The 20,903-nt window shown below is 43.5% G+C and carries 19 protein-coding genes; 9 read left to right on the top strand and 10 right to left on the bottom strand.

The window, feature by feature from the left end:
- Positions 1-27: 27 nt before the first annotated feature.
- From ptsP to CXF83_RS13465, 4 genes are all read right to left on the bottom strand, one after another.
- A complete protein-coding gene (ptsP, locus tag CXF83_RS13480; protein WP_101090947.1) occupies positions 28-1,734 on the bottom strand; it encodes a phosphoenolpyruvate--protein phosphotransferase in 1,707 nt (568 codons plus the stop codon).
- An 11-nt stretch (positions 1,735-1,745) separates the two neighbouring features.
- Positions 1,746-2,003, bottom strand: a complete 258-nt coding sequence (locus CXF83_RS13475) for an HPr family phosphocarrier protein (protein ID WP_101090946.1) — start codon at positions 2,001-2,003, stop codon at positions 1,746-1,748.
- A gap of 47 nt (positions 2,004-2,050) precedes the next feature.
- Complete coding sequence (locus tag CXF83_RS13470) at positions 2,051-2,446, bottom strand: ACT domain-containing protein (RefSeq protein ID WP_101090945.1); 396 nt, start codon at positions 2,444-2,446, stop codon at positions 2,051-2,053.
- A 106-nt stretch (positions 2,447-2,552) separates the two neighbouring features.
- Positions 2,553-4,193 (bottom strand): methyl-accepting chemotaxis protein, encoded by a 1,641-nt coding sequence (locus CXF83_RS13465; RefSeq protein ID WP_101090944.1) that lies wholly within the window; start codon positions 4,191-4,193, stop codon positions 2,553-2,555.
- Between the two features lie 336 nt (positions 4,194-4,529).
- Here CXF83_RS13465 and CXF83_RS13460 point away from each other — a divergent pair, with 336 nt between their 5' ends.
- Entirely contained in the window at positions 4,530-5,234 is a 705-nt protein-coding gene (locus tag CXF83_RS13460) for a DUF3334 family protein (RefSeq protein WP_101090943.1), read from the top strand.
- Positions 5,235-5,353: 119 nt separating this feature from the next.
- Complete coding sequence (locus tag CXF83_RS13455) at positions 5,354-6,370, top strand: LacI family DNA-binding transcriptional regulator (RefSeq protein ID WP_101090942.1); 1,017 nt, start codon at positions 5,354-5,356, stop codon at positions 6,368-6,370.
- A gap of 52 nt (positions 6,371-6,422) precedes the next feature.
- On the opposite strand, the gene CXF83_RS13450 is transcribed toward CXF83_RS13455, so the two are convergent.
- Positions 6,423-7,091, bottom strand: coding sequence for a 3'-5' exonuclease (locus CXF83_RS13450; RefSeq protein ID WP_101090941.1), 669 nt, complete (start codon positions 7,089-7,091; stop codon positions 6,423-6,425).
- 196 nt (positions 7,092-7,287) lie between these two features.
- Between CXF83_RS13450 and CXF83_RS13445 the strand changes: the two genes are divergently transcribed.
- Entirely contained in the window at positions 7,288-8,433 is a 1,146-nt protein-coding gene (locus CXF83_RS13445; RefSeq protein WP_101090940.1) for a ribosomal protein uL16 3-hydroxylase, read from the top strand.
- 126 nt (positions 8,434-8,559) lie between these two features.
- On the opposite strand, the gene CXF83_RS13440 is transcribed toward CXF83_RS13445, so the two are convergent.
- Positions 8,560-9,489, bottom strand: coding sequence for a transporter (locus CXF83_RS13440; RefSeq protein WP_232775108.1), 930 nt, complete (start codon positions 9,487-9,489; stop codon positions 8,560-8,562).
- 195 nt (positions 9,490-9,684) lie between these two features.
- Here CXF83_RS13440 and CXF83_RS13435 point away from each other — a divergent pair, with 195 nt between their 5' ends.
- The 4 genes from CXF83_RS13435 (at position 9,685) to CXF83_RS23060 (ending at position 11,274) form a co-directional block, all read left to right on the top strand.
- Positions 9,685-10,233, top strand: a complete 549-nt coding sequence (locus tag CXF83_RS13435; RefSeq protein WP_180961149.1) for a transcription elongation factor GreAB — start codon at positions 9,685-9,687, stop codon at positions 10,231-10,233.
- A 68-nt stretch (positions 10,234-10,301) separates the two neighbouring features.
- Positions 10,302-10,814 (top strand): GNAT family N-acetyltransferase, encoded by a 513-nt coding sequence (locus tag CXF83_RS13430; RefSeq protein WP_101090939.1) that lies wholly within the window; start codon positions 10,302-10,304, stop codon positions 10,812-10,814.
- Between the two features lie 38 nt (positions 10,815-10,852).
- Positions 10,853-10,999, top strand: coding sequence for a hypothetical protein (locus CXF83_RS22715; RefSeq protein WP_198553546.1), 147 nt, complete (start codon positions 10,853-10,855; stop codon positions 10,997-10,999).
- Between the two features lie 23 nt (positions 11,000-11,022).
- Complete coding sequence (locus tag CXF83_RS23060) at positions 11,023-11,274, top strand: GNAT family N-acetyltransferase (protein ID WP_198553545.1); 252 nt, start codon at positions 11,023-11,025, stop codon at positions 11,272-11,274.
- A 177-nt stretch (positions 11,275-11,451) separates the two neighbouring features.
- Here the strand turns inward: CXF83_RS23060 and CXF83_RS13420 are convergent, their stop codons facing one another.
- Positions 11,452-13,953 (bottom strand): glycoside hydrolase family 15 protein, encoded by a 2,502-nt coding sequence (locus CXF83_RS13420; RefSeq protein WP_443018872.1) that lies wholly within the window; start codon positions 13,951-13,953, stop codon positions 11,452-11,454.
- Positions 13,954-14,050: 97 nt separating this feature from the next.
- Complete coding sequence (locus tag CXF83_RS13415; protein ID WP_101090937.1) at positions 14,051-15,619, bottom strand: MFS transporter; 1,569 nt, start codon at positions 15,617-15,619, stop codon at positions 14,051-14,053.
- A gap of 348 nt (positions 15,620-15,967) precedes the next feature.
- Here CXF83_RS13415 and CXF83_RS13410 point away from each other — a divergent pair, with 348 nt between their 5' ends.
- Positions 15,968-16,330, top strand: coding sequence for a hypothetical protein (locus CXF83_RS13410; RefSeq protein WP_232775107.1), 363 nt, complete (start codon positions 15,968-15,970; stop codon positions 16,328-16,330).
- A gap of 10 nt (positions 16,331-16,340) precedes the next feature.
- Here the strand turns inward: CXF83_RS13410 and CXF83_RS13405 are convergent, their stop codons facing one another.
- The gene (locus CXF83_RS13405) at positions 16,341-17,876 is read right to left on the bottom strand and encodes a DUF3612 domain-containing protein (protein ID WP_101090936.1); all 1,536 of its coding nucleotides are present in this window, start codon (positions 17,874-17,876) and stop codon (positions 16,341-16,343) included.
- 157 nt (positions 17,877-18,033) lie between these two features.
- On the opposite strand from CXF83_RS13405, the gene CXF83_RS13400 reads away from it, so the two are divergent.
- Positions 18,034-18,546 (top strand): malate synthase, encoded by a 513-nt coding sequence (locus CXF83_RS13400; RefSeq protein WP_101090935.1) that lies wholly within the window; start codon positions 18,034-18,036, stop codon positions 18,544-18,546.
- 127 nt (positions 18,547-18,673) lie between these two features.
- Here CXF83_RS13400 and CXF83_RS13395 read toward each other — a convergent pair whose 3' ends face one another.
- Positions 18,674-20,776 (bottom strand): glycoside hydrolase family 97 protein, encoded by a 2,103-nt coding sequence (locus CXF83_RS13395; RefSeq protein ID WP_101090934.1) that lies wholly within the window; start codon positions 20,774-20,776, stop codon positions 18,674-18,676.
- Positions 20,777-20,903: the final 127 nt, after the last annotated feature.

Raw genomic sequence — 20,903 nt, 5'->3', positions numbered from 1 at the left:
TCAAATTAGACTGCATTTATTATATCTCTATAAACTAAGACCTGTTAGATAAAGATTTAATTCTTCGATTCTTTCTATCTTTTGTGCCTGTTTGGCCATCTCTAAGCAAGATGAGTAACTGCTGGCTCTTATCGCCGATTTGACTTCCAATAATGAGACTAGATTGACACTGAGTTCATCAATACCCATTCCCACAAGTAAAGGTGCAACAATAGGGTCGCTGGCCAGTTCGCCACAAAGAGAGACTTTGACATTATGTTGCTTGGCAGTATCAATACTCATTTGAACCAAGGTTAAAATGGCAGGTGAAAGTGAAGGGTAATCCCGTGTCAGTTGCGGATTTGTTCTGTCAGCCGCCATTGCATATTGTGTTAAATCATTAGTACCAATGCTGATGAAGTCGAGCCTAGGCAGCATTGATGCAAGGTTTATCACCGCGGCAGGTGTCTCAACGACGATTCCGTAACTCAGTTCACCGTAGCCTTTTTCTTCTTCGTTTAAGCTGCTTTTACATTGTTCAATCAATTCAAAAAGTGTGTCTAGCTCTTCGACTTGGTTGATCATAGGAAACATCAACCGAATAGGTCCGTGGTTCGCAGCACGCAAAATGGCTTTTAGCTGGGTGACCAGGATTTCAGGATGTGCGAAGGTATATCGAATGCCTCTGATGCCTAGGGCGGGGTTATCTTCACAAGCTGGATTTAAGCAGGGTAACTCTTTATCAGCGCCCACATCGAGGGTACGTATGGTAAAGGGCTTTCCATCCATGAGCTGAAGCGCATCGCAATAGAAGTGGTACTGTATTTTCTCCTGTGGAATAGTCATGGTATTCATTAGCATGAACTCGGTTCTAAAGAGCCCGATCCCTTCAGCGCCAACATCGGTGAGATGGCTTATTTCATTTAAACTGCCCACATTAGCCAGTAATCCCACACAGTGCCCGTCGAGGGTCTGAGCGGGGAGATCTTTAAGCAGCAAGAGTTGCTGTTTGTGCGCTTCATCTTGTTGGCGCAGTTGGGTCAGTCTTTCGATGATGTCAGCGGTGGGGTTTAGATGCAGCTCGCCGTCGATAGCGTTGAGTACGACGGCGTCGCCATCGTTAATTTGTGACCGTTCAAATTGGCAACTTAACAGCGCTGGGATCCCAGCGCTGCGTGCCAAAATCGCAGTATGGCTTGTTAACCCACCGGTGTTAAGCACCAAGCCTGTTATGTGTTGTAGCGGTAGCATGGCGAATTCAGCAGGGGTGAGATCATGGGCCAAAATAACGGTTGGCGTAGTTAACTGGCTGAGGTCCAGATGCTGTGCGCCGCTGAGTCTGGCGATTAAGCGACTCGCTAAACACAAAACATCCTGTGCTCTATTGGCTAAATAGGGGTCTTCTAGTTGTTCAATCACCGAAGCTTGATGGGAAAATACTCTCTCAATGGCCACCGCTGCGTTAATTTGTAGCTGGCGAATTTCATTTACGACGACCTCTAGGAGCGAATCATCATCAAGAAAGAGTAAATCAGCTTCAATCAGATCATAATGCTCAGAACCGACCTTAAGCTTGGCTAGTATCTCTGCTAAATGACTTTTTTGCTTATTGAATGCTAATGCTAGTTTTCGTTGTTCATTAGGGATTTTATCAGGGGACAAACGTCGATAGTCGATTTTTTCATGGTGTAGATTGAGGTGTAGGGCTTGGCCGAACGCGACGCCTGATGAAACAACAATACCTTTAATCGACATAACGGAGCCTTTTAGCTAAGTGTAATAAGGAGTTCAGAAACTTCTTCAACTGCTTGCTGAGCTTGTTCACCTTCAGCGATAACGTTGACTTCTATACCGAAATAAAGCCCTAGTGTTTGTAGCTTAAAAAGGCTTTTTGCACTGGCCTGTTTTCCGTTACATTCTACGATGATATCGCAATCAAATGATTTGGCTTTTTTAACTAATAGTGCCGCAGGTCGAGTGTGTATACCGTGCTTAGCGGTTATTGTAACGGTTTTTTGGTACATATAATCTTCTCGTTAAAAGGCTAAGAATCGGCTGTATAAGCTGATGATTATCTGCTCTGATGTTCAATGATTTGATAGTTCTTTTTCTTGAGTGCTTTTGTGGCTTCGGCCAAGGTGTCTTTTTTTACCAGAATATAGTCGGTATCGAATGTAGAGATAGCAAATATACTAATTTTTTCTGCGGCCAATGCGCCTGATACGCTCGATAATATGCCTGTCATAGAAAAGCCTAAAGGGCCCAATACTTCAAGACAGCGCCAACCGTTTTCCTGCTCTAGGCTTTCCATTTCGAATGTTGAAATTACGACAACTGACAGTTCTTCGCTCGTTTTACCGATAAAGTAGATATCTTGCTGAAAAATCGCACTCGGTACGATACTGTCAGGAGCAAGGCTATGAATAGTAAAAAGTTGCGGATGAATCGCTAAGGTCATGCGTGCCATAAATTCAATTCCGTATTGATAGATCGTCCGAATTGAATTTAGCTTAACATAGTTTGAATAATGAAAAAGGGGCAAATTATGCCCCTTTTTTAATGTGGATAAGCGTTTAGCTGACCTTAAACTGGCTTAATGTTTTGGCTGAGTTTTTGCTAATCGATTGTAATGACACTGCGGCATGGCGGTTACTTTCGTTGGCCTTTACTGACACTTCAGTCAGTTCTGTAATACTGCATATATTGCGATTAATCTCTTCCGTGACCAGAGATTGCTCTTCTGTTGCGCTGGCTAACTGGGTATTCATATCGCTGATATGAGCAATAAGATCCAAAATTTCAGCTAGTGATTCCCCCACACCCTTAGCTTGACTCTGCACTTGCTCAGATTGTTGTTGTGTACGCTCGTTACTAGAGACGACCGAACTCACGCCTGATTGGATCTCAGTGATGATTTTTTGAATTTCATTGGTAGAGTCCTGAGTTCGGTTTGCTAAAGCACGCACCTCATCGGCAACAACAGCGAATCCTCTGCCGTGCGCACCGGCACGGGCGGCTTCAATCGCGGCATTAAGCGCAAGCAGGTTGGTCTGATCGGCGATGCCTCTTATCACATCTAATATGCTGCCAATCTGTTTTGAAGACGTGCCAAGATGGTGGGTTATCTGTTCAGATGTTTTTAACTCTTCGACTAATCGCTGCGTATTATCGAGGGTGTTATCCATTTTTTCCATGCTGAGTTGGGCTTGCTGTTTGACACTATTTGCGGCGTCTGCGGCTTGACTGGTGTTGGTCGCCATCTCATGGGTGGTTGATAGCATCTCGTTGATTGCAGTTGCAACGCTGCTGGTTTCTTGATGGAGATGATCAACACTGCTATTTGACTCCTCTACGGCATTAAGTAAACGTGTGGCATCATCATCTAGGTTTTTTCCTAGCGGTTGTAGTTGAGCAACAGTATCTGCAATCTTTATCACAAACAGATTAAAAGCCTCTGCTAGCTCTGCTACCTCATCTTTACCTTTTGTGGGTAACCTTTTGGTTAGATCACCGTCACCTTGTGCAATATCTTTCATCGCCGCAATCGCATTTTTAAGCGGTGCGGTAATCGATAGATTAAGCAATAAGAAGAATGAAAAAATGGGAATAGATATCATTAGCATGATAAGCACGTAATCAAATGCCATCGAATACATGACATTGTTTATCTCGCTATTATAACTGCCGGTAATGAGTGTCCAATCCCAAGCGGGATAGTACCTAGCCTCAACCAACTTATCTTCTAACTGGCTGCTTTGAGCATTAATAAAGCTGACTTGGCCTTTGGCTGTGCCATTGATTGCAGCAGCAGCAACGATTGCAGAGAGTGTGGTGTCATTACCTTGCTGGTTAATGCTGGCAAGTTTGTTACCGATAGTTTGCTTACTCGCGCCATTGGCTAAAATGGTGTTATCTCTATCAAGTAAAATGAAGTGGCCTTTATCGCTAAAATGGATCTGGCTGATAAGGTTAGCACTTTCTACCTTGGCATCACTTTCAGAAATATCACCATTAGCCGCTTGCATCCGATGCGCTTCAATAACACTGATAACCGTGTTTAGCTGCGCATCATTTTGCTGCCACTTTTGCGTAACAAGGTTGTTGTATTGCTCGTTTATCGAAAAACTGGCAAAACAAACGGTACCGATCGCTGCCAGCATGAGCATTAAAATAAGTCGTTGGAGGATGGTTAGTTGTCTTAAAAGGGCAGTCATAAGAGCCTGGCTACATTAAATAAAGAGTGTCATGAATGTATCGTTTATTGTTAACCAAAAGAACCCATAACAGTATGTTTATTTTAAAAATGTTAACTATATCGACTCTTTATTTATTTTTATATTTTTTAAATCATAGATCTCATTTTTCACCGCTAAACGACATTTTATTTTGAGGTTTAGAATAGATGTTCTGATGACATTTGTTTAAGCATAATTTATTTAGCCTAATGTCTGAACAACGGCAGATAAAATCGACGTTTTAGCTTAGTTTTTACTTTGATTTGTTACGGGATTGCGGCACTATGAAACGATTACTACAACAAGGTTTTAAATATGCTAACAACGCAAGAATCTGTAACAACTGATGACATATTGCGCAAGCTGTGTTTGTCGGTTTCTCACGTGCTTTCTAGCACGACTAATAGTCAGATCACGCACGCTGGAATGGTGCAATCCATCACGCGTACTTGTTTAAAACCTGACTTAGGTTGTTTTTCAATTTTTGACGGTGGTTTCTCCGGATTAGTGGTTATCAATTTTTCAGCGCCAGCAGCAATTGAAATTTACCGCGAATACATGATTAACATGGGAATGCCAGAGTCTGAACTCGCGTTCTCCCATACCTCAGATGAAGTCAGTAATGTGATGGGCGAACTGATGAATCAGATGTTAGGCGATTTCATCAATAAAATAAGTAAAGAACTGCAAACGTCGATTAGTCAAAGTCAGCCAAAAATGTTGACGATTAATAAGGAGCTTACCATTTCGGTTGACACCAACCTCGATGAAGCCGTGGCGAGAAGAGTGTCTTTCAAAACACAAAAAAACCATATCTTTTATCTTGAATTCGCAATGGATAAAACTGAGTTCATTAAGCTAAACGATTTTGATGCCGATGAAGATTTCGACCTAGACGATCTTTTAGCAGAACACGGTCAAGGCAGTGGTTCACAACATTCAAAGCAAGTACAGAATAAGCAAAAAGATGTTCAAATGAGCACCAGTGCAGATGATCTGTTTGATGAATTAGGGATTTAAGTGGCGTATCTAGTGGGCAACCTCGGTTGCCTGACGGTATTGATTGACGGTATTAATTAGACGTAATTAAGGCGTGCTATAGCGTTATTTATATAATAAGAAAGGTTTAAATAAATATTATGGTCACAAAAGCAACCTCAATCGATATCGCCTACAAAGCAGGGGTGTCTCAATCTACAGTGTCTAGAGCACTGAGAGACAGTCCTTTAGTGAATTTGGAAACGCGCCAGCGGATCCAAGCCATTGCAAAAGAGCTTAACTACAAAGTGGATAAAAATGCCAGTAACTTGCGGATGCAAAATAGCCAAACGCTAGCCTTGCTGCTTTGTGAAGATCCAACTAACGATGATTCATTAATTAATCCTTTTTTCCTATCAATGCTCGGCTCTATAACACGCGCATCGGCCCAAAAAGGCTATGACTTACTGGTCTCATTTCAACAGCTAAGTAGTGATTGGCATGCTGACTACGAAGACAGTAATAAGGCCGACGGCATCATACTGCTTGGTTACGGTGACTTTGTAGATTACGAGAGAAAGTTAGCAAGATTACTTGAGCAAAATACCCACTTTGTTATTTGGGGAGCTGAACATAATCATAAGTCGGTTCTGACCATAGGTTGTGATAATCATCAAGGCGGCATGAGCGCGACAGAGCATCTATTGGCACTGGGTTATAAAGATATTGTTTTTGTGGGCGACTCCTCAAGTCACAGCCCTGAATTTCGAGATCGTTATCTGGGTCATCTGGCCGCACTAGAAAAAGCCAACATAAAACCGAGTGAGACAATCCCTTTCGAAGCGATAAGTACCGAAACCTCAGGCTTTGAGGCGACTAATAAATTACTTAACAGTGGCGAGAAGTTTGACGCCATTTTTGCGGCAAGTGATCTTATCGCGATAGGTGCAATTAGAGCGCTCAATGCCAAAGGGTTATCGGTACCCGCTGATATTGCAGTCGTAGGCTATGACGATATACCAGTGGCAAGTTTTGCTAATCCACCTTTAACCACGGTTAAGCAGAACACCAAACTTGCTGGAGAAATTCTAGTCGAAAGCGTGTTAAAGCTGATTAATGGCGAAGAGGTATCACCACAGTTGATCCCGACCAATCTTGTGATTAGACAATCAACTTAGCAGTTTAAGATGTTCTAAGGTTGACGAAGCACATAGACCATACTCATGAGCACTAGCGGCCTTGGCTCGCCAAGTACCTTTGCACGTTGGCTTTGCTTTGTTTGGTTATTGCCTGCATCAACTTAAATTCAGGGTGTTGAATATGATGATCTTGTTTAAGATCATCGAGCATCACTAACCATAGGTCCGCCGTCATTTCTGAATCCGCTAACGCTCGGTGAAATACACCGTCGTGTTCAATCTGCTTATAGTGGATCAAGCTGCCAAGTTTATGGTTCGGTGCATCTTGATAAAGTCTTCTGGCTATTAACATAGAACAGGCGAATTCACCGCTATAGTCTCGACCTATCGATTTAAGTTCGGCGTCTAAAAAACGTTGATCGAAAGAGGCGTTGTGGGCAACCAGATTATAATCACCGATAAAGTCCGCAAATTGATCCATCACTTCATCGCAAGGTGCAGCGCTACTGAGCATTTGATTGCTAATGCCAGTGTAACTTTCGATAAAGCTGCTAACGCGAAACCCTGGGTTCATTAACTCTTGAAACCTATCGATGACAATGCCGTCTTTTAACATCACAGCTCCGATCTCTATCGCACGGTCACCTTGGGTGGGCGATAAGCCGGTGGTCTCGAAATCCAACACAATAACGGTGTTGGCTTTGCTGCTAAGTTCGGTGCTTAAACGATGAGAGTCTACTGCAGTTGAAAAGTGTGCCAATGTGCTACGCGCCCTATTAAATTTGTCGTTATTGTAGTTCTACAGCGAAGCGAGTCAATTTAAATGTTGTGGTTAATTGCATACCGCGGCGTTATTACGTCGTTTAAGACGACTAATCAGCCGTTTTATGATCTCGACCAAATTACTAAATGCTAATACTTGTTAGTATCGCCGCAAATTATAGTGGGTAACAAATATGCAATTAGATTTAAATGGTATAACGCCAAAACAGTTTCTAGAGCAGTACTGGCAAAAGAAACCACTGGTGATCCGTCAAGGCTTTAAAAACTTTAAAGATCTTCTTTCACCAGAAGAGATGGCAGGGCTTGCTTGCGAAGACGTGGTTGAATCACGCCGCGTGTTTAAAGAACATGATGAATGGCAAGCTGAGTTTGGCCCATTTGAATCTTATGAAGAACTTGGTGAAACAGACTGGACGTTAATCGTGCAAGCGCTTAACAACTGGGTGCCTGAAGCTGAAGAACTGATAAAATGTTTTGATTTTATCCCACGCTGGCGCTTAGATGACGTCATGGTCAGCTATGCCACACCGGGTGGCGGAGTCGGTCCACATATCGATCTTTATGACGTATTCATTTGCCAGGGTTCCGGCCGACGTCGTTGGAGAGTGGGTGATCTTGGACCACATAAAGAATTTGCAGCGCACCCAGCATTACTGCACACCGAAGCATTCGACCCCATCATTGATGTTGAATTACTACCAGGCGATATCTTATATTTACCGCCAGGGTACCCTCATGACGGCGTCACGATAGAGCCATCAATGAGCTTTTCTGTGGGTTATAGAACTGCGTCAGCCAAAGATATGATCAGCGCTATGGCAGACCACATCATCGACAAAGATATGTGTAATGAGCAAATTGCCGATCCTGATCGTGTATTAAGCGAAAACTCTGGTGTTGTTAACAACGGCGATCTTGAGCGTATTAAGCAACAACTGTTTGCCACGCTTGATGACAAGTTAGTTAGCGAGTTTAGCGGTCGTTACCTCACTCAATCTAAGTGTGAACTGGATTTGCCAGAAGAGCATTTAGGTTTCCAAAGCTTAGATGTGACCGAGCAACTTAAGCAGCAGCCTTTAATTAAGCTTGGCGGACTGCGTACCCTGTATTTCGAAGCAAGCGTTGCTGACGGTGTGCTTTATATCAATGGCGAGCAATTTACGCTTTCAGCCAGTCGAGAAGCGTTGATTGCATTGTTATGTGATACCCAAGAGCTAACTGCAGTGAACTTAAGCCCGTGGTTAGAAGATATCGAAGTGGTTGAGCAATTAACCGCTTGGGTGAATGCTGGCTACTGGTATTTTGACGATATCGACTAAATTTACCTAACACTAAAGATTTAAAAATGGGTTCAGTGGCTGTTGTCGTTGAACCCTTTTTTTGCTCATTGTTTAAGGAGGATGTAGCGAACAAGCTTAATTATCTTATATTGAGTAGGGGCAGCGCTAAAAGATGTACTGCCATACCGCCCCTAATGTATCAAAATCGCTGCCTGCTTGAGTTATAACTCCTGTGCTGGCGTAGAGTTTAATGCTATTGCTTCTGTTTATTGGGGCTGAATAGGTAATACCAAAACGTGAATTTTCTTGGGAATCGAAAGAATCGATTTTATTTTTCTCAGTCTCGCCGCCGAAATAAAAATTGGCATTGAGCGACAACCAGTGACCTCGACTGAAGTTATAAATTAAGTGACCTTGTAGGGTATATTGTGGCTCTTGTTCAAGTTCCACATCGTTAAAGTATGCATCGTTATCGCCATAAAAGCGCACAGATGCAATTAAGTCGTAATACCAATCTCCCAGTTTGTGGGACATGCCTATTCCTGGTCTAAATACCCAGCGATTAGCCCCTGAATTAATTAACTTATCTTTATCGTACGATCCAATGGGTAGGGTAAGCTGCAGACTGGTGCCAACGACCACTCCTTGTTGCCAAGCACCGAAGTCTTGCGGCTTTAATGCTGGCGCACCGTAAAAATTCCAAGAGAGTCGAATGTTGGGGTCGCCATAACCGCATCGGTCTGCGCTGACACGCTGACCTTGAAAATCGGCGCTGCCTTTGTAGCAGATTCGGCTGGTTGTCATGTCTATTTTTGCTGAGCGTCCCGCTAAGGCAAAAGTATGAGCATAACCTACAACCCCAGCATCTATGCTGAGATCGGCATTATCAATCGGTGCTGAAGGAGCGGGTGATAGATCACCTTCTGAGTGGGCTACACCCACGACTAAAAAATTCATCCCAATGGGGATATTGGTATAACTTCTGGGTTCTAAATCTTGTGCAAAGCAAAACGTTCCGCAGCTAAAAAGCGTGACAAGCGCTAGCACTTTAGCGGGAACGATTAAACGATGCTTATATTGTTGACTAATATTCAACCAGTATCCTTACTTGATAAATAATGAGTAACGCTTAAGCTGCTCAGTTGCTAACTAAAACGTTGATTCACACTCTAAGTTAACCAATTTGTCAGCTTAATCAAGCATGTTATGCTGCTTAATATTAAAGAGATACTCACAAGCAGTTTTTCTAAAATCGCAAAATCAATCGAAGTCACTCAAATAGGTCGTTAAGTGTTACCAAGAATATCCATTGAACAGTCAATTCAACAAGCCCTCGCAACAGCGCATCAAGATGCCGTTGATGCGGCTAAACGTGCCCATGACACGGCGACTGGCAGCGAAAGTGTCGCTGAAAATAAGTACGATACTTTTGGCTTAGAAGCATCATACCTTGCTCACGGTCAGTCAGTGAGAGTGGCTCAGTGCAAAGACGATATGCATGCTTACGAGCAATTGTTTGCCGTATTGAAACATAAAGCGGCAACAAGTGCCTTGCTCGATGTATCACTTAACGTATCAAATACAACAGCCAAGGAAGTCGCAAAACAAATAGCGCTAGGCGATCTGGTTGAGTTGATTGATGAAAACGATAAATTCAGTAGACTGTTTATGGGCCCGAGTGCAGGGGGCTTAAAAGTACAGACCGCAGCGGGAAGTTTTATGCTGATAACACCTCTATCTCCCATAGGTCAAAAATTACTGACACGTGAAGTCAATGATGAGATAGCGCTAACGGTTGCTGGCAAGATCCATTGCTATGAAATCAGTGCAATAAGCTAGTCCCTAATTTAAGAAAACGCTTAGCGTTAACCACTAAACCGAATAGTAATTAACTCAAAAGGATTTATATGGCATTAATTACCACCGAGCGGCTTATTTTGAGAGAAGTCACCTCAGCCGATGCCGAGTTTATTATGGCGCTCTATAACGAGCCTAGTTTCATCGAGGGGATAGGTGATAAGCAAGTTTATACTGTCGAAAAAGCGATCGAATATATAGCCAACAGCTTTACTAAAAGTTATCAAGACAATGGTTATGGTATGTACTTAGTCGCACTGCGCGATGTTGGTACGCCGATTGGGATCTGTGGTTTGATCCGCAGAGACTATCGGGATGACTATGAGCTTGGTTATGGCTTTGCTAACGCATTTTGGTCGAAAGGTTATGCACGGGAAGCGGCAACATCGGTGCTGGAGTACGGCAAACAACAGCTGAATGCTAAAGCGTTTATTGCGGTAACATCGATGTCTAATCAAGCATCGATAAAGGCACTAGAGGCATTAGGGTTTGTATTTAGTCAAATCGAAAAATTGGCGGCGTATGATGAAGAAAGCCGTTTATTTACACTATCAGTTGATTAAAAGGTCCGTTAATTCAAGAGCCAGTCGAGTCACTAAAGATGTCCATTATAGTAGAAATAGGTAATGTAACTATTCGTCAATTCGAAAAGAGCGATCTGCAAACCTTTACTCGCTATCGAGCAATACCTGAGGTTGCACAATATCAAAGCTGGAGCAATTACACCTATGATGATGCCATTAAATGATATGACTCAATGCAGGGCACACATTGGGGAAGGTCGCCAGTGGTTTTACCTTGGCACCGGAAACCAAGAAAGGTATTGGCAGTAAATCACTTTCGGCATTTATGGATCACCTGTTTAATACGATGAACAAGTATCGGATCATTGCGACCACCGATTGCGACAATCATGCGGCTTATAAATTGTTAGAAAGAGTCGGCTTTCGCCGGGAAGCTCATTTCGTAAATAACATTTTTTTAAAGGGCAATAGGGCAGTGAGTATCAATATGCGTTGCTAAAGTCCGACAGAGGCTTAAGTCGGTAATATTGACGGTTCTGCTTTAATACTAGGTTTTAATAGACGTTTTGAATCAACAGTTTGAATAAAGGCTTGCTTAGGTGATTAAAAAAGCCCGTTAGATTCATGCTAACAGGCTTTTAAATTTATTCGTCAATGATGATTTATAATAGTTTTATCAGTTATTTAACTTGTCAGTCACGACACTGTAATTATCCCAAACCTGCTTATCTGACATCGAACGCACAAGCTTAATATATTCAGCATGTGTCCAAGCCAGTGGTGTGGCAGAGTTTGTGCCTTGGCCTTTTGTGTACTGATAGCGAGTAGGATTGCCGACGCCATCCCATGCTTGCTCGGGTAACATTAAACCTTCGTTGGCAAAGGTTTCCATGCCTTGTACATACGTTTGAATCAGTGCTTTGTGGCTATCACTGTTTAAACTGTTTGTTTTAATCGCTTTGGCAAGTTCAAAGTGACCACGTTCCCCGGTAAAGAAAGGCCAGACTCGTCCACGTTGACCAGGCGTGTTTTTACCTTTTTCTGCATAACTTTCGCCGTTGATCTGGTCTTCACCATAGCCATCATTTCCGTAGCGGCGATAGCCTGGGATGAGTGAGCCATCTTTAGCTCTGAACTGGTATTTGACTCTTAAGTTGTCTTCTAAATTGGTGTTATCAATCAAGCTAACGCTGTTGGTTATGGTCTGATCATTCGCCGCTGTAACACCGTATCGAACCAGTTCTAAAAAACCACCATCAAGGATAAGGCGCTGATCAAGGCCCGCTCTACCATTGTTGTCGCCGAGTTTAGTGTTGCTATTGGGTTCACCATTGGGAGCGAGCCTGACAAAATAGGGCTGAGCGCTAACTGGCTCTTTAGCGGTTGCTGAAAGTTGCCCTGATGTGGTGACCATCAACTTGGCTATTTTACTTTGCATCTCTTTGGCGGTGCTTAAATATAAACTAGCGGCTGTGGTGTCACCCACGTGGGATGCGATATCACTGGCAGTAATAAGGCCTGAAATTACCGCAGCGGTTGTCGATGGTGAGTAACCTTGTTGCTCCTCCCAACGCTCTTGCTGTGTTCTCAAAGGGGTAATATTTGTGTGATTCCAGTCTAAATTCACCTCTCCGCCATTAACCAAGAACTCGGCAGCCGGTTTTAGCATTTTATGGTACCAGTAGGTTATTTCAAGATCTGACAATACGCCCGCTTGCCATAGCTTCCAACCAAGCATAATCGGCATGGCAGTTTGATCTAGCTGTACACCCACCCATTCAATCTGCCCATCAACGTGGGTCTTTTGTAAAAACCAGCCGGGCCTGCCTGAATAGCCAGGCGTCTGTGCTGTGACTTGCACTTTTTCTAAATACTCAAAGGCGGTTTTAGGAGTTTGAGTATCACCCATGGCAAGAAATGCCATGGCGCATTGGTAAAAGTCACGAGGCCAGACGGCTTTGTAACCCGTACTACCGACTTTTGCAGATACGGTATCTCCCCACGGGTTTGATAAAGAGGCAATCAGTGCCCCTGCGTGGGTCTTGTCTTCTTGTGCTTTTAGCACTAGTGCACTGGCAAACAGCAACTTACCGTTATCGGTCGTGGTATCAACCATTCTGGTGAGCGCGGGTAGCGAGCGAAGATAATCTTCCCAGCCAAGATGTTCACCTTCACCATTAAAAGCGGCCAATACGTTATCACTGCCTCGAACAAGGGTATTATTGGCGTTTGCTACGCTAATCTCTATGTCTTTGCCAAAACCTAAAACAACATCAAAACTGATACTAGCGGCGTGTTGACCTGATTCAATTATCGGGCTCGGATACTGCGCCGTTAGTGCAACATTGCCGCCTTGATTAGCGTCGCTGGTATTGGTGTAACGCCAATTCATCTCTCCGTTTTGCCGTAAATCTGTTAATCCGTCAGATTTACCGACAAAGCCGACACTGGCTTGCTCAAAACCGAGATTTGATTTAACGGTCATGACGCTGGTGTCGGTCACTGAAGTTGAGACTGAAAACAGCTCGTTGGCACTGTCATAGCGTGCAATATCATTGGCGCCGCTGTTATCAATATGGGGGTTAACATAAAGATAAGGTGTGACTCCTGCTTCGAAAGCGGTAAAGATCACTTTCATCATCAAGGTATCGCGATCAGGATCGGTAAAAATGTGTTTCTCTATCTGGTATTTACTGTCGCGGTCTTTATTAATGAGTTTATATGCAAGTGATAATGGTCGGCCCTGTTCGTCGGTATGTAAATACTCAATCGAGTGCAGGGTATCTTCTTTCTCGGTATCGACAAAGCCGTTACCCGTAATGACAAATTGCATCTCTTTAAGCTGAGCATTATGGATAAGGCCAAACATGGTCTCGGTAACGACACCTTGTGCCAATGAAAACCAAACACGGCTCAGCGGGTTTTCAGCGGTGTTTTGGTAACGGCCATCGACATAAGGTTCGTATGAGGTGCCGATCCCTGTTTTTCCTGCAAATGCCCAAGTGGGCTCTGCGCCAGGTATTCCGGGTGCTACCGAGTCTTGTAGGCTTATATCTGTTGCAAGGGGAAGAGCAGTTGTTTCCGTTGATTGCTCACCGCAACCTGTAAGCATTAAGCTCATACTGATCGCAGTGGCCAATATTTTATGTGTTAGTTTTATCGAGCTTGTCATTTTCATCCCCAAAAACCTTATTAATTATCTATCTTTTTTAGTTATTTCTTATTGGCTATGTCCGTCAGAACAGCGTTTATAGCCTAAGCGTTACAGCAAGTGATTAATGACCATCGACATTAACTCTAAGTACGGCAATGCCTGCTATCATCATAAAAATGCCGCCGCTAATAAGTGCGTAGATAGGTTGGCCATCAAAGCAGACCCGCAAGATAAGGCCTAAAACACTGGCGGCGAGTAGCTGTGGGATCACAATAAAGAAGTTGAATATGCCCATATAGACGCCCATTTTCTTGGCCGGTAGAGCATTCGATAGCATCGCATACGGGATCGATAGAATCGAAGCCCAAGCAATACCAACGCCTATCATCGGTAGCCAAAGTAAGCTTGGATCATTGATAAATATAAAACTGATAAGACCAAGGCCACCGCAAAATAGATTGATGCAATGGGTGACTTTGAGGCCACATTTTTTAGCGACGATGGGAATGAAAATGGCTGCAATGGCTGCAAATCCGTTATAGACGGCAAACAATAAACCGACCCAATCTGCACCATCATTGTAGGCTTTAGATAGCACATCTTGAGTACCATAGTGGTAATCGGTAACCGCTGCTGTGGTATAAATCCACATTGAGAATAGTGCGAACCAAGAGAAAAATTGCACCAGTGCCAGTTGAGACATCGCCTTAGGCATATTAAAAAGGTCATCTACAACACTAAAGATTAACCCCTGCTTTTCACGACTCTTTTTGTGGTTGTTTGTTTCATTATTTTCTTGGCTATGACTTTGTAGTGCCTTTACTTTTTGTGCACAGTAATATTGAAGCGGTCCGAAAAAAAAGATGCCTAAGCTCAAGATAAACAGTTGTTTATCCCATTCTAATAGCCAAATTGCTGCGGTGAACAAGATACCTATGCTGGTCCATAAAACACTGCCGTTTTGATACTGGTGCGCATCACGTAGCCCAGTTCTCTCTGTATCGATATTCTGATCTGAATGTTGTTCAAATAAAGCGAGCTCTTCTGGCGAGTATTCTTTGGTTGAAAAAACGGTCCACATCACCGCTAAAAACAGCACCGCGCCACCAAAATAGAAGGCGTAACGTACCGAATCTGCTATTTCACCGGCGGGTGCTGTATTGCTAACGTCGAAAAAGTTAGTCAAGACATAAGGCAGTGCTGAGGCGATAACAGCGCCAATGCCAATGAAGAAGCTTTGCATCGCATAACCAAGAGTGCGCTGTTTATTGGGCAAGTTATCGCCAACAAAAGCGCGAAAAGGTTCCATTGCAATGTTTATTGATGCATCCATGATCCACAGCATTCCTGCCGCGACCCATAGTGCGGGCGAGTGGGGCATGACGAAAAGTGCGAGGGTAGTGCAGACTGCACCAAGAACAAAGAAGGGACGTCTACGGCCCCATTTACCCCAGGTGTTATCACTTAGGTAGCCGATAATAGGCTGTACGATAAGCCCTGTCAGTGGGGCTGCTATCCATAGAATGGGAATATCATCAATTGATGCCCCAAGCGTTTGAAAAATACGGCTAACATTGGCATTTTGCAGTGCAAAGCCAAATTGAATGCCTAGAAACCCAAAACACATATTGAATATTTGCCAAAAACTGAGCTGAGGTTTCTGGTGTAGTAACGGCTTTGTATCAGACATGAACCATCCCTTTCAGGTTTATAATTATTATTGTTGGTCGAATCACGATTAAAAAATAGGCAGCTGCCTGCGACCTTTGCTGGCAGTTACCTTAAACCTCTGTCATTAACAAAGTCACAGACCTACTAGTTAGCGTAGTTCTGCTGTATTTTGTTAGAAAAGGGTGAAAGCTAACAATATAAATTGCTAGAAACGACCCTACTTTTATCGTCCACACCACAAGCTGAACATGAATAAAAGTAGAATTTCATGTTACCCTTGAGCAGGAATTAGGCACAACACAATACATACGTATTCATGCCGTGCATTTAACTCTAATGAAACACATTATTAACGGAGTCTTAGCGGATGCAGAAGAGTTTTAAGTTGCAACTAATTGTTATATCGATATTTTTTTTAATATCTGGCTGTAATGTTGCAAACCATGGTTCATTTACCAGTAAAACCTATCAAACACCGGCTCAACAAGAACAGCTGGTAAACTTAGGGCCAGTGGTGGGTGAAAGTTGCCAGACACAGTTTTTATATTTAGTGCCAATAGATGAGAGTGTTTCCACACTGGCGGCGATTAACCAGGCAAAACAAAAAATTGAAGGTACCGTCATATTGGCTGACATGATCATTGACGATACGCTTTCAATTCAATTTGGCTATTCAGAGCAGTGTATAAGTGTGCATGCGATAGCCTATGGTTCGCCTGTTAACGATTGAACCAGTGGCATTAGGCTTCTTCACATAAGGCTTTGCCTGCTTGATAACAGCTCGGTTGTCTTGGGCAAACGGCGCCGCGTGAACAGATCAGCCGTGCTTCGTTTTGAATGCCACGTTCTACCCAATTGATATTTAGAATTTTTGCGACGCTCATTAGGTTTTGTTTAATATGTTTAGGCATATCTACTGAACCGCTATTGTCTGCACAGATCTGTTTTAGTTCTGCAGCGATAGAAGCAGCATCACCGCCTTGGGCATCAATGGCGGGGTTAAGATCGATACCTGCGCAGAGCACGTGATTGTTACCCGCCATATCTTCAACTTTTATCGACTCACAGCAATAGATCCTTGGCTCTTGAGCCACATCCAAAATAGATATTTGTGCAGATGTTCCAACTTGTGGTTCGTTTATCATTCTAAATACGGCCCAATGCTGGCAAGGGTCTTCGACCACCCGCATGTTGCCCCATGGCAGGGGAATGCCGTTACCACGGTAAACAGCTTTTAATTTACCCGGTGCATAGGCATCAAAGTAATGCCAATGAGGATAAGGGGATACTACCGTCATACGACGCATGGCTACAGAAGCTGAGACACCAACGGTTTTATTGACGTTAATTTCATAACCATGTCGGTCGAGTAGTTGCCTAAACGGCACTTTAGGGCAAAGCAGCGCGCCGGCAAAAAAGCTTGATTCAAAATCACGCCAAGCATGCAAAATATCTTGGGCATTTAAGGTCGATGATGCTGGGGTGGCTATCTCTTCATGCGCAGCAGTATGGCGGCGGCCTGCTGTTAGAACGCATTTTAAACCGTCTTTGTTGTGTAATACACAATGACCAATATGCACTGACAGGTCGTACTTGAGTCGTGTTGGATAGGATTTAAGCATCTTGTTCAGGTAGATGGTTGAGGGTGGCTCAAAAAATGATGTCACTACATGGGCGGTGCTGACCCCCATTTCGTCGACGACTTCTTGCGGCGTTCTGTCGATCCACTTAAGTTTAAGCCCTAACGATTTGGCAATATCTTTTATGTCCTCTAACGCGAGTGGTAACCGCTTTTGACCGACCTCTTCAGCTGCACGTTCGAGATCAGGGAAGTGATTTTGATGGTGCTCTTGGTGGGCCCGAATGAGTAAATGGGCAAATTCACGCCCTGTTGTACCTGTTTGTGACAACATTTCGGGTATGGCAATCTGCAAAATATCACTCGAAAACAGAAAACTGGGTTCTAAAGCCATACCACTTATACCACCTCGACGACCCTTATCAGGGGTGATCGCATCGTCTTCAGGTACATCATCGAGGAACCAATCAACCTCTTTTTGGAACACTGTGGCAATGACGGCTAACATGCCAGCACTGGGCACGCGTTTACCCCGTTCAATCATCGAAAGGTAAGATACAGAGGGGGCTGACTCAGGATCAACACGCACACAACGGGCAGACAGATCTTCCATTGTAAGGTGATTTCTTTTACGCAAATTTCTAATCTTGGTACCGAGAAAATGTGACTTTCTGATCAAGCTCTGATTACTTTTCATATTGTAAAATTCACAGTGTAAAATTTTTATTGTGAAATTGTAATGAAATTTGCACTAGACTACAAATCAAGCAGTCAGAAAACGAACAAGTTTTTTGAAAGCAAATGAAGTTAGCAACGATGAGCGACCTATTTTAGGATTGAATGAGGACAGGGCTATGGATATATCAACAATCAATAATACTGCAAATAACCACGAGAACAATCTATATATTGGTGCAGAATTTGCTGATGTGAATGTTGTCAGCCAGGCAGCAAATGACACAACAACACCCTGTGCTAAAACCTTTTTGGATAATAAGTTTCCGCTAGCAATAGGATCACATAAAGACGCTTGTAGTTATGTTGTCTACTATCAACAGCTATTAGTGTTTATGAAAGACGGTAGCCAAACAGGCTTACGTTGCCCAAAGCAGTTCGTTGCACTTAACGGCTATAAGAGTGAGCCAACAGCCATTTTGCTTAAAGACAATGGCGTTCATGTTGAAATGACGTTCGACAGCAAAAGTGAAAAGGGCGCACAGGATTGTGCCAATATTGAAGATATCTTAGTTGAAGGTCATCAGTACTGGATTAGTTTGGTCAATGTTGAAAACTCTATCGTAGCGTCATCGGTACTCGATCAAGTCTTTACCGCCAAAGACGGTAGCGACTATGAGTTAAAGCGTTAGTCGAATAAACTTTTAATGGATTGTTATAGCGACGAACAAAAAAGCCCTTTAACAAGGGCTTTTTTAGTGATAAAGATGAGATGTGACTCGTCTTTCTGTTTACGTTTGGGCTGTTTGGCTATCTTGTTTAATTAAGCGCCTTAAATCTGATTGCAGTACCGCCGCTTGACGCAAGTGAGAGGGTTAATAACTGATCACGGCTAACAATTTCGCTTTCGATAACATGGTCGTAAGGATTAGTACGCCAATCAGCATCTTTACCGTCACGATAGATTTCAGCCCGGTAGCGAACCCCTTGGGTTAGAAAGTCTAATTTAACGTCGACATCTCTGGCATTATCATCGGTAATTGCACCAAGGTACCAGTCCTTACCTTCACTGCTACCGTTTCGCTCTTGTCTGGCAAATACCACAAACTCACCAACTTCACCTGCTAACGCGACGCTGTTGCTCCAATCGGTTGGTACGTCTTTAATAAATTGAAAAGCATCTAAGCGCTCAACATAGTTTCTTGGTAGATCTGCCGCCATCTGTATCGGGCTGTAAAGTACAACATATAAGGCCAGCTGCTTAGTTAAGGTGGTTTGTACACGGTTAACAGCATCAAGCCCTTTTGGCGCTAAATCAAAAATGCCGGGAGTGAAATCCATTGGCCCTGACAACATGCGGGTGTAGGCCAGCGTTGTGGTGTGAGAGGGGTTATTAGGCGGAGTGCCCCACGCATTGAACTCTTGACCACGGGCACCCTCGCGGGCGATCCAGTTTGGGTAAGTGCGGCGAAGGCCAGTATCCTTTATCGGTTCATGAGTGTTGATACTGATGTGACGTTTCGCAGCTTCTTTAACACTGTGAAGGTATTCGCCAGCCATAAACTGGCCATCATGCCATTCATGTCGAGTAATGCCGTTTTCATCTACGCGTTTAATACCACCACCATCAGCCACATAACCGGTTTTTATTTGGCTAACGCCATGCTTTTGATAGAGATCATAAGCATCTTGCATCTGGTTACGGTAATTGGTCACAGAACCTGATGTTTCATGGTGACCTATCAGTTTAACCCCTTTTTCCTTGCCGTAATCACTTACGGCTTTGAGATCGAAATCAGCGTAGGCCTGGGTAAAGCTAAACACATCGCCATTATGGAACCAGCTACCGTCCCAACCAATATTCCAACCTTCAACCAGTACGCCTTCGAATCCGTTAGCTGCAGCAAAATCCATATAGCGCTTGGTTTCACTCGTGGTTGCACCGTGTTTTTCACCTGAGCCCCAGGTGTTTTCATTGAGGTGCATGCCCCACCAAATACCAACATACTTACCCGGTTCCACCCAGCTTACATCGCCGAGTTTGTTGGGCTCGTTTAAATTTAGGATCAAATTTGAGTTTAATAAACCCGTCGCATTATCACTGATCTGAATGGTACGCCAAGGGGTTTTAAATCCTGCTTGGGTTTTAACTAAGCTGCCATCTGACCAAGGGGTTAGATCAGCCTTTAGCTTACCAGTGCGGCGTTGATTGAGCGTCATTGCAGCATAATCGACCAATGCGGCTTCATGAATACTCATGTGGACGCCCGATGCCAACTTAAAAGTCAATGGCGTATGCACATTGGTGACTTTGTCGAGTGTGGTATTGCTATATAGATATTCATAGCGATTCCAGCCGCGGGCTGGGATCCACCAAGCCTGAGCTTGTTCAGCTTTAGGCACTGAAAATTCAGTGAGCTCATTGGTAATGACTAATTGGTTAAGCTCACCTTGCTTAGGCAGTTCATAACGAAAGCCAATACCATCGTTGAATGCTTTAAAGTGCAGTTTGAGTTGGTATTGTCCATTACTGAGCGTAGTGGTGATTTGATGATAGTTATCTTCAATCCACTCTTGCTCGCCCCAAGGTTGCTGCCAACGGTTTTCAGTTGAGCTGTGTTTGCTTTGTTCTATTTTAAAACCTTGACCAAATTCCCCCAACGATTTAAAAACCAGTCCGAGTCTAGACGGAGTAATGACCTCTTGCCCTTGAAATTCAACGGAATATTCTGGCTGGCCATTGTCATCTGATAGCGTGACAACAATTTGTTTATTGGGTGAGGTCAACGAAACGCTTTTAGCTAACGCACAATGACTTGTAAATGCACTGACCAGCAAAGAAGCGGTAATGGCCATGGTGGTTAGTTTAACAGGGGAAGAACACCTATCTAGGGCCTTATATGCAGGGTGCCGAGTTGTCATTGTGCAATCCTTTTTCTTGAATTATTGTTTTTGAATTAAGAATTTTGTTGTTGTAAGCATACTAAGTTGAATATTGAAGTGGCTGCAATGGACTGCATACGTATTCAAATCTGTATCCAGCGCTGTG

The sequence above is a fragment of the Shewanella sp. Choline-02u-19 genome (assembly GCF_002836205.1).
In the GTDB taxonomy this organism is placed as follows: Bacteria; Pseudomonadota; Gammaproteobacteria; order Enterobacterales; family Shewanellaceae; genus Shewanella.
This window is presented reverse-complemented; position numbering and strand designations above follow the sequence as displayed.

Excerpts from the sequence above, each read along its gene's own strand:
- CXF83_RS13475 (WP_101090946.1), bottom strand. The coding sequence starts at position 2,003 with ATGTACCAAAAAACCGTTACAATAACCGCTAAGCACGGTATACACACT.
- ptsP (WP_101090947.1), bottom strand. The coding sequence starts at position 1,734 with ATGTCGATTAAAGGTATTGTTGTTTCATCAGGCGTCGCGTTCGGCCAA.
- CXF83_RS13460 (WP_101090943.1), top strand. The coding sequence starts at position 4,530 with ATGCTAACAACGCAAGAATCTGTAACAACTGATGACATATTGCGCAAG.
- CXF83_RS13410 (WP_232775107.1), top strand. The coding sequence starts at position 15,968 with ATGCAGAAGAGTTTTAAGTTGCAACTAATTGTTATATCGATATTTTTT.
- CXF83_RS13420 (WP_443018872.1), bottom strand. The coding sequence starts at position 13,953 with ATGAAAATGACAAGCTCGATAAAACTAACACATAAAATATTGGCCACT.
- CXF83_RS13470 (WP_101090945.1), bottom strand. The coding sequence starts at position 2,446 with ATGGCACGCATGACCTTAGCGATTCATCCGCAACTTTTTACTATTCAT.
- CXF83_RS13445 (WP_101090940.1), top strand. The coding sequence starts at position 7,288 with ATGCAATTAGATTTAAATGGTATAACGCCAAAACAGTTTCTAGAGCAG.
- CXF83_RS22715 (WP_198553546.1), top strand. The coding sequence starts at position 10,853 with ATGTCCATTATAGTAGAAATAGGTAATGTAACTATTCGTCAATTCGAA.
- CXF83_RS13395 (WP_101090934.1), bottom strand. The coding sequence starts at position 20,776 with ATGACAACTCGGCACCCTGCATATAAGGCCCTAGATAGGTGTTCTTCC.
- CXF83_RS13400 (WP_101090935.1), top strand. The coding sequence starts at position 18,034 with ATGGATATATCAACAATCAATAATACTGCAAATAACCACGAGAACAAT.
- CXF83_RS13455 (WP_101090942.1), top strand. The coding sequence starts at position 5,354 with ATGGTCACAAAAGCAACCTCAATCGATATCGCCTACAAAGCAGGGGTG.
- CXF83_RS13465 (WP_101090944.1), bottom strand. The coding sequence starts at position 4,193 with ATGACTGCCCTTTTAAGACAACTAACCATCCTCCAACGACTTATTTTA.
- CXF83_RS13415 (WP_101090937.1), bottom strand. The coding sequence starts at position 15,619 with ATGTCTGATACAAAGCCGTTACTACACCAGAAACCTCAGCTCAGTTTT.
- CXF83_RS13405 (WP_101090936.1), bottom strand. The coding sequence starts at position 17,876 with ATGAAAAGTAATCAGAGCTTGATCAGAAAGTCACATTTTCTCGGTACC.
- CXF83_RS13430 (WP_101090939.1), top strand. The coding sequence starts at position 10,302 with ATGGCATTAATTACCACCGAGCGGCTTATTTTGAGAGAAGTCACCTCA.